Annotated in this window: 14 protein-coding genes and 2 pseudogenes; 10 read left to right on the top strand and 6 right to left on the bottom strand. The window is 59.1% G+C overall.

Annotation, left to right across the window (positions count from 1 at the left end):
* Positions 1 to 368: 368 nt before the first annotated feature.
* Together ATY76_RS33885 and ATY76_RS30205 are read right to left on the bottom strand one after the other, a co-directional pair.
* Positions 369 to 542 (bottom strand): hypothetical protein, encoded by a 174-nt coding sequence (locus tag ATY76_RS33885; RefSeq protein ID WP_190233764.1) that lies wholly within the window; start codon positions 540 to 542, stop codon positions 369 to 371.
* On the bottom strand, positions 539 to 961 hold the full coding sequence (locus tag ATY76_RS30205; protein ID WP_088678358.1) for a helix-turn-helix domain-containing protein: 423 nt from the start codon (positions 959 to 961) through the stop codon (positions 539 to 541). The genes ATY76_RS33885 and ATY76_RS30205 overlap by 4 nt, the downstream gene beginning before the upstream one ends.
* A 123-nt stretch (positions 962 to 1,084) precedes the next feature.
* Between ATY76_RS30205 and ATY76_RS30200 the strand changes: the two genes are divergently transcribed.
* The 5 genes from ATY76_RS30200 to ATY76_RS30170 all read left to right on the top strand — a co-directional run bounded on the left by ATY76_RS30200 (position 1,085) and on the right by ATY76_RS30170 (position 4,761).
* Complete coding sequence (locus ATY76_RS30200) at positions 1,085 to 1,966, top strand: NmrA family NAD(P)-binding protein (protein WP_088678292.1); 882 nt, start codon at positions 1,085 to 1,087, stop codon at positions 1,964 to 1,966.
* Positions 1,967 to 2,002: 36 nt separating this feature from the next.
* Positions 2,003 to 2,590 (top strand): dihydrofolate reductase family protein, encoded by a 588-nt coding sequence (locus ATY76_RS30195; protein WP_088678291.1) that lies wholly within the window; start codon positions 2,003 to 2,005, stop codon positions 2,588 to 2,590.
* A gap of 791 nt (positions 2,591 to 3,381) precedes the next feature.
* Entirely contained in the window at positions 3,382 to 3,660 is a 279-nt protein-coding gene (locus ATY76_RS30185; protein WP_088678289.1) for a hypothetical protein, read from the top strand.
* A 180-nt stretch (positions 3,661 to 3,840) separates the two neighbouring features.
* Positions 3,841 to 4,083 carry a DUF982 domain-containing protein gene (locus tag ATY76_RS30180; RefSeq protein WP_088678288.1) on the top strand — a complete coding sequence of 81 codons (243 nt, stop codon included), beginning with the start codon at positions 3,841 to 3,843 and terminating at the stop codon, positions 4,081 to 4,083.
* Between the two features lie 234 nt (positions 4,084 to 4,317).
* Positions 4,318 to 4,761, top strand: a complete 444-nt coding sequence (locus tag ATY76_RS30170; protein WP_245310165.1) for a hypothetical protein — start codon at positions 4,318 to 4,320, stop codon at positions 4,759 to 4,761.
* Positions 4,762 to 5,155: 394 nt separating this feature from the next.
* Here ATY76_RS30170 and ATY76_RS30165 read toward each other — a convergent pair whose 3' ends face one another.
* Positions 5,156 to 5,422 carry a hypothetical protein gene (locus ATY76_RS30165; protein ID WP_088678285.1) on the bottom strand — a complete coding sequence of 89 codons (267 nt, stop codon included), beginning with the start codon at positions 5,420 to 5,422 and terminating at the stop codon, positions 5,156 to 5,158.
* A gap of 145 nt (positions 5,423 to 5,567) precedes the next feature.
* Between ATY76_RS30165 and ATY76_RS30160 the strand changes: the two genes are divergently transcribed.
* The 5 genes and pseudogenes from ATY76_RS30160 to ATY76_RS34355 all read left to right on the top strand — a co-directional run bounded on the left by ATY76_RS30160 (position 5,568) and on the right by ATY76_RS34355 (position 9,240).
* Positions 5,568 to 5,924, top strand: a complete 357-nt coding sequence (locus tag ATY76_RS30160; RefSeq protein ID WP_088678284.1) for a response regulator — start codon at positions 5,568 to 5,570, stop codon at positions 5,922 to 5,924.
* Positions 5,925 to 6,058: 134 nt separating this feature from the next.
* Complete coding sequence (locus ATY76_RS30155; protein WP_088678283.1) at positions 6,059 to 6,466, top strand: transposase; 408 nt, start codon at positions 6,059 to 6,061, stop codon at positions 6,464 to 6,466.
* A complete protein-coding gene (gene tnpB / locus ATY76_RS30150; protein WP_044459718.1) occupies positions 6,463 to 6,810 on the top strand; it encodes an IS66 family insertion sequence element accessory protein TnpB in 348 nt (115 codons plus the stop codon). Before ATY76_RS30155 ends, tnpB begins: the two co-directional genes overlap by 4 nt.
* Before the next feature lie 45 nt (positions 6,811 to 6,855).
* Positions 6,856 to 8,510, top strand: a pseudogene (locus ATY76_RS30145) (IS66 family transposase).
* A gap of 526 nt (positions 8,511 to 9,036) precedes the next feature.
* Positions 9,037 to 9,240 carry a hypothetical protein gene (locus ATY76_RS34355; RefSeq protein WP_088678357.1) on the top strand — a complete coding sequence of 68 codons (204 nt, stop codon included), beginning with the start codon at positions 9,037 to 9,039 and terminating at the stop codon, positions 9,238 to 9,240.
* A 174-nt stretch (positions 9,241 to 9,414) separates the two neighbouring features.
* Here ATY76_RS34355 and ATY76_RS34350 read toward each other — a convergent pair.
* The 3 genes and pseudogenes from ATY76_RS34350 to ATY76_RS30125 form a co-directional block, all read right to left on the bottom strand.
* A pseudogene (locus ATY76_RS34350) lies at positions 9,415 to 9,612 on the bottom strand (Fic family protein); the annotation flags it as partial.
* Positions 9,613 to 10,134: 522 nt separating this feature from the next.
* On the bottom strand, positions 10,135 to 11,733 hold the full coding sequence (locus tag ATY76_RS30130; RefSeq protein ID WP_088678282.1) for an MFS transporter: 1,599 nt from the start codon (positions 11,731 to 11,733) through the stop codon (positions 10,135 to 10,137).
* Positions 11,730 to 12,167: a DoxX family protein gene (locus ATY76_RS30125; protein WP_088678281.1), complete on the bottom strand. Its 438-nt coding sequence runs from the start codon at positions 12,165 to 12,167 to the stop codon at positions 11,730 to 11,732. The genes ATY76_RS30130 and ATY76_RS30125 overlap by 4 nt, the downstream gene beginning before the upstream one ends.
* Between the last annotated feature and the right edge of the window lie 151 nt (positions 12,168 to 12,318).

Here is a 12,318-nt window from a genome sequence, read left to right as displayed (position 1 = left end):
GGCACGGCCTTCGCGCTGTCGTGTAATCGCACAATAGAAATACCCCATCAGTTGTTGATTGGACTACTACGGATTTTGCGACACCTTCAATGTAGCGGCAGACGATTGCTGGAACACGTGGGCCTTCTAAATGCGCTTGGGATCCTTGGCCCACTATCGCTGCGTTTCCCTCGAACCTGAAGGCCGCGTGTTGCGTGCATTCATTAGAGCTGCGACAAAGGACCGAACCAACCTTGCCTTCTGTATGTCAGGTCGGAACAGCAGATAGCTCTTGAAGTATACCGCCGGCTCGAAGGGCCTGAAAGGTCAAACCTCGTTGAGCAACCCATCGATTTGCAAGAGGATTGACGACGCAGATTCCGACGCCTTCAAGCGCCAACAGAGAATGGTGTTTCAACGATGAGAATGGGCTTGGCGCCCGCCTCTTCGCAGAGCTGCTCCAACTGCAGCCGGGCTCGATCTTCGGACAGCGTGTCGCAAATTAAAAGTCCAGCGATGAACAACCGAGTGAAGCGTTCAACAAGAGCTGCGATAGAACTCATTCAGCGCCTATCTGCTCCGCCGCGAGTTGTCTTTTCATGCGCAGGATCGCCTCGGGCCCACCCGCTGTAAGCTCCTCGGCGACGGTTCCCAATTCCGGGTCGGCGGCACGATAGCGGTTCCCCCAGACACCTAGGCTTACCAGCACCGGCAGGAAATCGATCCCGGCCGGCGTCAAGCGGTAGATGGTTTTGAGCTTGTGACTGGGATCGTCATGACGCGTCACGATCCCCTCCTCCTGGAGAACCTGCAGCCGGTCGGCGAGCGTGCGCGACGAGATGCCCTCATCCGACTGCAGGAATTCCCTAAAGCGCTTTTTGCCCGCGAACATCATGTCGCGAATGATCAGCAGCGTCCATCGGTCACCGACCAGTTCCAGCGATAGGTTGATGGGGCAGTTCGACTTTTCCTTGCCTGACATTTTGGTTCCATTTTTAAACTGCTTTACTATTGACATCGTTTCCGCCCCATGTCAATGGTTCCAAATGTAAAGCATGTCCGAAAGCCGGATCGGCTTGTTTCGTTCATGGAAAGGGAGAATGTGATGACCCGGGTGGATCAATCGAAGGCAGGCAGGCGCACCATCGTGGTGGTCGGCGCCACCAGTGAAGTCGGCGCAGCGGCGTCGGCAAGGCTGCAGCGAAAAGGCCATGCAGTGAGGGGCGTGGCCCGCAGCTTGGGTATTGCGCTCTCCGATAGGCATGCTTTGAACCGCGCCTTTGCCGGTGCTGACAGTGCCTATCTCATGATCCCGTTCGACGTTCAGGTGCCTGACCTTCATCGCTTCGAGCGCGATATCGGCAACCGGCTGGCCGAGGCGATCTCGGCCTCCGGCGTGCGTCGCGTCGTCCTTTTGAGCGGTCTCAACGCGCACCTCAAGATGGGGACGTCTCTGGGCGCAGCCGAGATGGAAGAGCGGCTGGAAGCGCTTGGCCTCGATGAGCTGGTGCACCTGCGTGCCGGGTTCTTCAATGAGAATTTCGTGAAAGGAATGGGCTTCATCGAACAGTCGGCGTCCGGCGTATTCGCAACCCCTTTCCGCGGCGATCTGCCTATGCCGCTGATTGCGGCGCGCGACATCGGCGAGCGTGTCGCCGATCTGTTGACCACCGAGGACTGGCCGCGGGGCCGCGTCATCGAATTGCATGGCGGCGGGCACTATACGCTCGCCGAGGCGACCGGGATCCTCGGCAGTGCCATCGGCCGGAAAGTTGGTTACCAGACCGTTCCGTACCCCGATGCCCGCGCGGGCATGATCGGAAGCGGTATGTCGGCGAGTTTTGCGGACGCGCTGATCGAGACGGCGACGAGCTTCAATGCTGGCGAGCGCTGGGCGCTCGAGGCGTCGGGCCCACGGAACACCACGCCAACCAGGCTGGAACGGTGGGCCGAAAGTGTCTTCGGTGTATCACGTCACGCCGCCTGAACGAGCAACCATTCATAGAACTGGAGGATCCCGGAAATGAGAAAGCTCATTCTTCAGATGCAGATGTCGGTCGATGGTTTTGTTGGCGCCGATGGCGATTACGATTGGCAGGTTTGGAACTGGGGTGACGACAACCGCTGGGACGAGGCGCTCAAGCTGGATTTCAACGCCCATTTCCGGTCCGTAGACACCATACTGTTGAGCCGCAAGATGGTGGAGGAAGGTTATCTGACCCATTGGGGCAATGCAGCGAAGAGATACCCGCAGGACCCGTTCTATGCCTTCGCTCAACGTATCGTCGATGTGCAGAAGGTGGTACCCAGCGACAGGCTGGAAAAGTCCCGGTGGGAGCGTACGGTGGTCAGAAGCGGAGACCTTCCGCACGAGGTAGGCGCGTTGAAGGCCGAGGAAGGCGACAACATCTCTGTCTTCGGAGGAGCGGGATTTGCCTCGGCATTGATCGCGGCCAGATTGGTGGACGAGTACCAACTCTATGTCAATCCGGCAGCCCTCGGCGGCGGAACCCGCATCTTCGACCAGGCGGGTTTCCGCAAGCTCGGCCTGCTTGGCTCAAAGGCCTATGAATGCGGTATTGTGGTGAACCGATACGCTTCGGGCGCCTAGATTTAGAGTACGTCGCCAAGAACTTGAGGCTAAATGCTTCTGCGGCCATCGCGTCCTGGCAATCAGCCCAAAGCGAGCCTTCCGAGTTACTACTATCGACGTCTATTTGCGTCCACCATTAGGACGGGATTTGGCACCTGTTCCGCCTGCGGTCTTGGCGTCGGGAGCTTGCCCGAAGTTTGTTCCCCCCAAGTGGCCGCCACCGCTCGTGTTCGCGACCTGGCGTTCGGTTCTGCGCCGGATCTCAGCCGCATGGTTTTGCTCATTTCCAATTCCTTTTCGTTGCGTGAGTGATCGCTGCCGGGCGGCGCCCGGAAGATGTTCGATTTTGAGAGAAAAGGTTTGCTTGACGCCAGTCGGCGCGAAACGAAGCTCGACTAGCAAACTCGATGGGGCAGCCTGAGCCGTCATTATGTTCAAACGAAGTTCTCGGCCAGCTGGCGGGCTGACAAAAGAGGGCCGGAGCGAGACCGAACCGTCCTTCCTCATCACATCGCTACTCGTACCGATGCCAGTACATCCGTGGTCATAGGCAGGAAGCGATTGCGGCTTTGCGAGCGACAGATGCTTACAGCGCTCATCAGCAATGCCGAGGGGTGCAGGCACTCCCTGCATGGCACGCAATCGCAATTTTCGGTTTTATTAATTTTATCGTATAAAAATTCAGATAGCGCGATTCACATTGCATCCGGAGCCGCGCTCAGGCATGGTCACTTCGTCAGCAGCCAATGATACGGGCGCTGCTGCATCAGGGCTAAGAGCCCTCGCCCCAAATTGAAGGAGGACCGGAAATGTCTTCCGAACACGTCCATATCTTGAATTCCGGAGACCTCACGATGCTGCAAGGCGTCTTGGATGCGGCCGGATACAATTCAGCCAGAAGCGTCGCCCACCCGGAGCGATACAGTGCGGCGGCGAAGTTGCTTATCCAGCGTTTCCAATACGGGATGACCTCTGCCGGCGACCTTTCCAAGGAGCTGGAAAGGTGTTTTGGCGAGCCAATTTCGTCGAAGTCTCCGCCAAGCTTTGAGCGGACACGCGCCTCCATTCAGGGACGGCCTGTTCGATAGACCTCTGACAACCGTAATACTTATCCGCCCTCCCAGTGTCGCAAGGCGATAGGATGGAACAACGCGGCAAGGCGGTGGTTGGGGGTGTGGATTGCACGGGTGGAGGAACGTTTTTCCCTCATGCCGTCGCCTGGCTAACTATGCGATCCACTATTCCTTAAATGTGGAATCGGAGACTGTGTGTCGACATCGGCGTGGCTGCTCTTAGTGGTTGAACGCAATCAGGTGCGGCATACTATTGCGTCCGCAGATGAAGCCCTTGACATGCTTTTTAAAAATTGGCCGGTGACCAGCGGTAGCGCCTTCTTCATCGCAATGGAGGCCTGTGCGGGTACGGTAGAGGGCATAGTGACCGAAGGCGAAGCCCAGTCCGCATTCTTGGCAGCAGCTATTGACGCGCGAGTCGTGGTTCGAATGGCCTAGGAAGGACTGCCGAGGCAGGTCACGGAAGACCGCAATGTTAAGCCCAAACCCCCGCCGCTGCGTGGCTTGGGCGGCGTCGGTTGCTTAGCGGTAGCATACCGATCGGATTTTCTCCGCAACGAAAATTATATGGGTGCCTGGCACTGCGTTCGCCGCTTTCGCCTTGGATAAGGCGCAATAGAGGCGCATGCTTGTATATCGGCAGCCAATGAAACGGGCGCTGCCGATCAAGGGGTGGCTCCCTTCGCCCCAATCAAAGGAGGACGAGATGTCTTCCACCATCAAGCGCTCTTCCCATATCGTGGCTTATGGCGACTTCTTATTCAGGGCTTCCATCCTGGCGAGCTTCGCCGTCATCATCAGTTTAATTCTGAGGGACTGGTTATGGTAGTAATCATTAAAACCGGAACTCCGACGAAACGCGACGAAAATTGGCGGCTCCGGTCGATCCTCAAGCGCGCGGATTACGCGACGACAGATCTCGTTGCTTCAGAACATGGCGACCATCACGAAGAGGTGATGGTGATCAGGCGCATCAAGGCGGCGACGATTCCGACGCCTGCCTACCCATCTTCGAGGCGGCGGAAGCTGCATGCCGATCCTGAGGCTTTGGCATCATGGGAAAACGAAGGAGGCGCCACGCGAACTGTGGACGCGCCTGCGGACAAGAAGAATTGATGACCCACGTGGCAATTGAGCAAGGAATTGCGAATTTGCGATCAGGGCGCGCTGCTGGAACGCGCATTCCATCTTAGTCTTTGGTGATGCTGAGATTCCGCCGGTGGATCATGCAAAGAGCTGCAGCGATCACGTCATCGCAGGAGGGATTGCCCGCATGTTGTCGGGCAGCATTGCTACATCGAGCGTTTTCCGGTGTACCGACTTCGGAGTCCCCTACCATGTGGAGGTTGCTTCATTCTTTGATCCACGGGAGCGATATCGCCGCCATCTCAACCGAGTGGAAAAGACGACGAACAGACAAGACAGGCATGTCCCCTAGGGCTTTTTACGTCGTTCTGGCCCTGATGATTGGAAGAAGGCGACTGCGCCGGGGCCAGAGCCGTTGACCCCGCTATTTCACTGTCAGTGGCGTAAAAACTGTCTGTGGAACTTTTAGTTCGGCGCCCCATGCTTCGACGACCGACCCTAAATCCATCAGGCGCAACCGCTCAATCAAAGCGGTCTGGTCAGCGATGTGCTTCTCGCCCTCCAGTACGTGCCTTACGGCCATCTCGGCCGGCGTCTCGTTGCTGCCCATATAGTCAATATACGCCGGGATTGATGGCTTGGCGATGGCGGACCCCAATGCTTTACGATCAATCCCTGCTGATCGCTGCATGGAGAAGGCGCCGAGATCAAAACAGATGGAGCGAGAGGTCACGAGCTCTGAACCAACAAGCCAGGAACTGATGGGCCATCTGGGAAGTTAGATAGGGCGCAAACTGTGAGCCGGTCCAGTGGGCAAAGCAACGATGTGAGGGGGAATGGCAGAACGCATCCACTCCGTGCTGGTCGTCGAGGACGAATTTTTTATTGCACACCAACTCCAAGAGGCGCTCGAGGCAGCAGGATTTCTGGTGCTTGGGCCAGCGGCAACGGTTGCGGAGGCGATAGATTTGATCGACAGTAAACGGCCCGATGCAGCGGTATTAGATTTCAATCTGGGCCGCGAGAATGTTGTACCGGTAGCGCTGCATCTAAAGACGCTGAAAGTGCCTTATGTCCTTGCCACAGCGTATGACAAAGCCGGATTGGAATCGGCATTCCTCTTTGTCGATGCTTTGAACCTCGGGAAGCCAACAGATTTGCAGCGTCTCGTCGAGACCATCCGGTCTCTTTAGGTCGGGGGAATTGGACGACCGATGGAAGCTGCGTCGTGACTCCCACAAGACGCAGCGTAACCCCACGGTGAAGGCCGTCTTGCGGTGACAGCCTGCTGGCTGTCAGTCCTAGTGGTAACACTAGGAGTAGTCATATGACGAAGCATCCAATTGAGGTGATCACGTCTGTGGAGCGCCGTCGGCGCTGGTCACGCGAAGACAAAGAGCGCCTCGTCGCTGCCTGCTTTGAGCCGGACGCGGTTATCTCTGAGATTGCTCGCGCGGCCGGTATCCATGTCAGCCAGTTGTTCCGTTGGCGCAAGGAGCTGTGCCGGATCGAGGAGCCGAAGACCGAGGTGGGGACCATGTTGGTGCCGGTGATCGTGTCGGAGACCGCGCCGGCAGCCTCTGTTCCACCGGAACCGCCCACTACATCCCATGCCAGACGGAAGCGCAGCGACGTAACGATTGAGCTGGGTCGGGGCCGGCGTGTCCGGGTGGACAGCGATATCGACACGGACGCGCTTGGCCGGATTCTCGATTGCGTGCTGGGGCTGCGATGATTCCGGTTCCTGTTGGCGTGAAGGTCTGGCTGGCGACGGGCCATACCGATATGCGCAAAGGCTTCCCCGGTCTGTCGTTGATGGTGCAGGAGGCGCTGAAGCGTGACCCCATGTGTGGGCACTTGTTCGTATTCCGCGGCCGAGGCGGTGGCCTGATCAAGGTGATCTGGCATGACGGCCAGGGAGCCTGTCTGTTCACGAAGAAGCTGGAGCGTGGCCGCTTCATCTGGCCATCAGCGGCCGATGGCACAGTGGTGATCACGCCCGCGCAACTCGGTTATCTGCTGGAGGGTATCGACTGGCGGATGCCCCAGAAGACCTGGCGGCCGACGTCGGCCGGATGAGCAAAAACACTGGAATGACGGGGTCGAATATGATTCCATCCTGTCATGAGCAATGCGACCGAAGAGCTTCCGGACGACCTTGCCAGTGCGCTTGCACTGCTGGCCCAGGACGCGCTCGACGTGTCGCAGCCGAAGCAGAAGCCGCGACCGCCAAGGCAGAAGCCGCCAGCGCGAAGGCACTCGTATCGCACTCCGAGGCGCTGATCGCACGGCTGAAGCTGGAGATCGACAAGGTTCGCCGTGAACTCTACGGCAGCCGGTCCGAGCGCAAGGCGCGGCTCCTGGAGCAGATGGAACTGCAGCTCGAGGAACTCGAGGCAGACGCCGGTGAAGATGAATTAGTCGCGGAGATCGCGGCTAAAGCCTCAACCGTCAAAGCCTTCGAGCGCAAGCGCCCATCACGCAAACCGTTTCCGGAGCATCTGCCACGCGAGCGCGTCGTCATCGCCGCTCCCGCCAATTGCGCCTGTTGTGGATCGGCCAAACTGTCGAAGCTTGGCGAGGACATTACCGAGACCCTGGAGGTCGTCCCGCGCCAGTGGAAGGTTATCCAGACGGTGCGAGAGAAGTTTACCTGCCGCGAGTGTGAGAAGATCACGCAGCCGCCGGCACCCTTCCATGTGACGCCCCGCGGTTTTGGTGGGCCGAACCTGCTGGCGATGATCCTGTTTGAGAAGTTCGCCCAGCACCAGCCGCTCAACCGCCAGAGCGAGCGCTATGCCCGCGAGGGCGTCGACCTCAGCTTATCGACGCTGGCCGACCAGGTCGGAGCATGCGCCGCGGCGTTGAAGCCCATTCACGCCCTGATCGAGGCACATGTCCTTGCAGCCGAACGTCTGCACGGCGACGACACGACAGTGCCGATTCTGGCCAGAGGAAAGACCGATACGGGCCGCATCTGGACCTATGTCCGGGACGATCGGCCGTTCGCAGGCACATCACCGCCGGCTGCCCTCTACTATGCCTCGCGCGATCGACGGCAGGAGCATCCAGAACGCCACCTCAAATCCTTCACCGGCATTCTGCAGGCGGACGCTTATGGCGGCTACAATCCGCTGTTCAAGGTTGATCGTGATCCCGAGCCCCTGACGCAGGCACTGTGCTGGGCGCACTCGCGTCGCAAATTCTTTGTGCTCGCGGACATTGCTGCAAACGCGAAGCGTGGAAAGAACGCTGCGCCGATCTCGCCTATGGCGCTCGAAGCCGTCAAACGCATCGATGCCCTGTTCGATATCGAGCGGGAGATCAACGGGCGCGCCGCCGATCAACGCCTGGAGCGTCGCCGCAGAGACAGTCTGCCGCTCGTCGACGATCTGCAGGCTTGGCTTCAAACCGAGCGGTCGAAGCTATCACGCAGTTCTCCGGTCGCAGAGGCGATCGACTACATGCTCAAGCGTTGGGATGGATTCACGTCATTCTTGAGGGACGGCCGGATTTGTCTGACGAACAATGCTGCCGAGCGAGCCCTGCGAGGCTTCGCACTCGGCAGGAAATCGTGGCTCTTCGCCGGATCAGATCGTGGAGCCGATCGTGCCGCTTTCATGGCGACACTCCTCATGACCGCCAAACTCAACGGCATCGATCCGCAGGCGTGGCTTGCCGACGTTCTTGCCCGCATCGCGGACATGCCGATGACCAGGCTGGAGCAACTGCTTCCTTGGAATTGGACACCGCCAACGGCAGAAGCACAAGCGGCGTGATCTCCAACAATCACGTGTCGCTGCTCTACCTCTTTGATCCGTTCCTGCAGTGAACGCACCAAATCCCTTTGCTTGGGGATTGAAGGGCGGGTTTGCCGCATCGTGGGCAAATGGTGGCAATGGAGCCAGTCTTGTAGGTCATTGCGCACCTCTTATCGCGAGTAGAAAACCGTTCGCCCAACTAACGCATACCGCATCTTGCCCGTCTTCTCCATTCGTCGATGAAAAGTTTGGTCACGGAGAAATCAGTGACCAAAAGAGCGGCCTACGCCGGATGCTTACGACGCAGCGTTACGAGCAGCACAACGGGCGTCTGCGCGATTGAACAGGCTGTGTTCGGACACCACCCTTGACAGCAGTGCGCAATGAGCACCCCAATTAATCCGCGAGTTTGGATGGCATCGCTCTTTGTGTTGTCGATGGTACTATCGGAACCAACCTGCGTCCAAATGGCTATAGTATCGCTTCGCAACGAGTGTACAGTGTCGTCATCTATGGCACGCTTTTGCCGCTGGAGGGTGTGAAGGTGCATCTACCGCTCATCTCACTCGATGACATGGACATTGCCATCGTCACGGATGCCGTTTGCCACTGGTGCTGCGAGAAGAAGCTCGACATTGACAGCGTCGAAGGACGCCGCGCCATCACGCTCGCCGTAGATCTCGTTCAGACGGATATACCCCGCGATAGACTTTTTGATGAGCTGTCGAAACAACTGGCTCATCACTAGACCCGGCATGGCAGCTTGGTGCCGCCATGCCACCCGTCCTAGCGGCAGGCGCACAGACATTCGAGTCTGATCCCGGCATCGAAGCGATCTTCCGTCGGAGGATCGTTGTCGACGGCCGAAGCTACTCTTTCGAAGATGTTGGTCGCCGCCCTCTCGAAAAAAGTTTCGACAGCTCTGCCGCGGCAGCAACATCGTGATCCCATCCAGGCGCCCGAGCGCGCGCTCTGCCAGGCTGGGACGCTCTAGAAGGGAGAGCACATCGATAGGTGGCTCGGGTGGCAGTGGCGGAGGCACGAACGCTCGTACCGTTTCACTGGCAGCAACCGTCTCTACGAAGCGACCGAGGCGAGGACTGGATTGGGAATCAAACAAATCCCAGTATCAGTCTCGCCTCTTGTTTAAACGAGAGGCCCATCAGTTAACTAGGCGTCTGACTTAGGTAAGCGCGCTTAATCAGCGGTACGATCATCGATCTCCCGAGCGCAGCTCCACAGCAAACTGTACCGACTAATTGCAATGACTCAGCGGCGCTCAACATGCCGCATCCGATACATCCTTTCTTAAAACTGCACTTTTATTCTCGCTCGCCCTCGGCACTGGTGCCGACAAAAACGGAAGGAGCATGCCAACAAGAGATTTCGTCACGTCATTTTCAGCGAAAGATCTCTGACTTTGCGAGCTGCGCATCGAACCGATGGCATCCACGGGCGGCGGCTAGTAACTAGCAAGAGCCTGATGAACCGATGGGAATTGATCATTCTCTTTGTTGATGCTGCTAACGCGATGTCGCATCTGCGAAGGGTAGATAAGCCTTAAATCTCGCAATGCATTATCGTTTCCGGCCCGTCGCCCAAGCAACAGGCGGCCGCAGCCGCCCTCGCCTTTCTGAATACGTTAGGCCGCACCTGGCCGATTGATCGTCAGGAAGTGACGGACGACAGGCTTGTCCGCTCCTGCATGATAGGCGAGAACCTTGCCTTGGAGATCGGCGTCGGCCTTCGACACCCGCTTGTGCTGGCGAAGATGCTCGGCCCACGATCCCACCATGAACCACTCGACGATCTTCTCCGGGTCGGCCGAATCCTCGGTGACACCCCAGCCATAGGCGCCGTCACGACGACGCTCCTGGGAAAGCTGGTCGAGGGCGTGGAGGAAGGCACTGCGGTGGTGCTTCTCGACCTTGTATTCGATCAGGATCAGAACCGGGCCGCGGTCATGGGCGACGGGTTCGGCCACAAGAGGCTCCGGCCAGTGGTTCGAAGGGACGAGGTCGGCTTCGCCTGCCGGTAGTTTCACGCGGTGCATGATGAACCCCGCGACAAGCAGACCTGCCGCGCCGATGAGCAGTGCGTACTGGATGCCGACGGCCTCGCCGACGGCGCCCCAGCCGAGGCTGCCGGCCGTCATGGCGCCGTTGAAGACTGTGAGGTAGACGGCGAGACCGCGACCCCGCACCCAGTTCGGCAGAACGGACTGGGCGGTGCCGTTCATAGTAGTGAGGGCGGTGATCCACGCCGCGCCGAGGAACAGGAGCACAATGATCGCGACGATCTTTGGCGGCGCAAGCGCAAGGATTCCCATGACGACCGCGGTGACGATTGCCGCGCCGAGAAGCAGACCGTCGGAGCTCAGGCGTTCGCGCAGCTTCGGCATAACCAAGGCACCGCCGATCGCGCCGGCGCCGACTGCGCCAAGCAGGATGCCATAGAAGCTGGCGTCGCCGCCGAGAAGTTGCCGGGCCACGAGAGGCAGGAGCGCCCAGACTGCGCTGGCGAAGGCGAAGAAGATCGCGGCGCGCAGAAGCACGACGTGGAGGGGTCTACTGGAGCGGGTGTATCGAAGTCCTGCACGGAAGGCGCCGAAGAAGTTCTCCTGCAGGGCATCGCTGGCGTTCCTTTCCCGCGGCCACCAGAGCAGCGCGGCAATGACTACGATGTAGCTGGCGACGTCCGCCCCGTAGGTGACCCCTGCTCCAAAGGCCGCGAGAAGCAGGCCGCCTGCGGCCGGGCCTATGGATCGGGCGATGTTGATGCCAAGTGAGTTCAGTGCGACCGCGCTCTTCACGTCTTCCCGCTTTACCAGTTCCGGAACGATCGCCTGCCACGTCGGGCCCATCAGAGCGGCCCCGATGCCCCCCAGGAAGGTCAAGCCGACAAGTGCGCTGACCGACAGCATGCCAGTCTGCGAAAGGACCATCAGCGAGATGCTCACCGAGGCCAGCAGGAGCTGAACGGCGATCAGGAACTTGCGGCGGTCGAGGATGTCGGTGAGGACGCCCGCGGGAATCGCGAGCAGGAAGATCGGCAACGTCCCTGCCGCCTGAACCATGGCAACCGCGGCCGGCGACGCCGAGAGATCCGTCATCAGCCAGGAGCTTGCGACGTCGCGCATGAAACTTCCGGTGTTGCCGAGGACGGTGGCCGCCCAAAGGACGGCGAAGACGGGCTGTGCAAGAGGCGCGAAGGTACCTCCGGACGACTTGGTGGTGCTCATTTGCCTGCTCCTCTCGTGAGGTCGTTTGCGGCGACGAAGACAAAAGCGCCGGCGAGGCCAAGGTGTTCGAAGAAGGCGTTGGTGACCATCATGCGATCCATTCCAGGCGCCATCTCCCAGAAGCGTAGTGCGATGAATGTGGCGAGAACGGTGAAGCCCGCAAGCGCAAGAGCCCCCGCCCAGCGCAGGAAGCCCGACACGACCATCGTGGACGCCGTCAGTTCGAAGACGATGACGGCCACCGCAAAGAAGGCTGCGGGGTGCAGACCAAAATGATCCATCTCGGCGAGCGCACCATCGAAGTCGGCGATCTTCGTGACAGGCCCCTGGATATAGGCGGCGCAGAGCGCAAGAAGTGCGGCCGTCCGCAGGGCAGGTGCCGATGCGATCTCGGCGAGAAGCCCGCGAGTTGTCGGATGTGAGTTGCTGGTCATTGTTGCTCCTGAAGTCTTGCCGGTCGGTTTCGAGCGGCTTTGGTGTTCGTCGGATGGAGCGATATTCACGGGAACGACTTGCTCTAACAATTGCATCAATAGTTTCGATTTAATTGCAGATGCCGCAATTGTCTTCGCTGGAGGAAACGGA

The sequence above is a fragment of the Rhizobium sp. R339 genome (assembly GCF_002211395.1).
GTDB lineage: Bacteria > Pseudomonadota > Alphaproteobacteria > Rhizobiales > Rhizobiaceae > Rhizobium.
Note: the sequence above shows the minus strand (reverse complement) of the source record. Positions and strands in the feature narration are given on the sequence as shown.

What these genes read in the sequence shown, in the direction of transcription:
- tnpB (WP_044459718.1), top strand. Translation starts at nt 6,463, where the DNA reads ATGATTCCGGTTCCTGTTGGCGTGAAGGTCTGGCTGGCGACGGGCCAT.
- ATY76_RS30165 (WP_088678285.1), bottom strand. Translation starts at nt 5,422, where the DNA reads ATGCAGCGATCAGCAGGGATTGATCGTAAAGCATTGGGGTCCGCCATC.
- ATY76_RS30195 (WP_088678291.1), top strand. Translation starts at nt 2,003, where the DNA reads ATGAGAAAGCTCATTCTTCAGATGCAGATGTCGGTCGATGGTTTTGTT.
- ATY76_RS30205 (WP_088678358.1), bottom strand. Translation starts at nt 961, where the DNA reads ATGTCAGGCAAGGAAAAGTCGAACTGCCCCATCAACCTATCGCTGGAA.
- ATY76_RS30155 (WP_088678283.1), top strand. Translation starts at nt 6,059, where the DNA reads ATGACGAAGCATCCAATTGAGGTGATCACGTCTGTGGAGCGCCGTCGG.
- ATY76_RS30130 (WP_088678282.1), bottom strand. Translation starts at nt 11,733, where the DNA reads ATGAGCACCACCAAGTCGTCCGGAGGTACCTTCGCGCCTCTTGCACAG.
- ATY76_RS30200 (WP_088678292.1), top strand. Translation starts at nt 1,085, where the DNA reads ATGACCCGGGTGGATCAATCGAAGGCAGGCAGGCGCACCATCGTGGTG.
- ATY76_RS33885 (WP_190233764.1), bottom strand. Translation starts at nt 542, where the DNA reads ATGAGTTCTATCGCAGCTCTTGTTGAACGCTTCACTCGGTTGTTCATC.
- ATY76_RS30160 (WP_088678284.1), top strand. Translation starts at nt 5,568, where the DNA reads ATGGCAGAACGCATCCACTCCGTGCTGGTCGTCGAGGACGAATTTTTT.
- ATY76_RS30125 (WP_088678281.1), bottom strand. Translation starts at nt 12,167, where the DNA reads ATGACCAGCAACTCACATCCGACAACTCGCGGGCTTCTCGCCGAGATC.
- ATY76_RS30185 (WP_088678289.1), top strand. Translation starts at nt 3,382, where the DNA reads ATGTCTTCCGAACACGTCCATATCTTGAATTCCGGAGACCTCACGATG.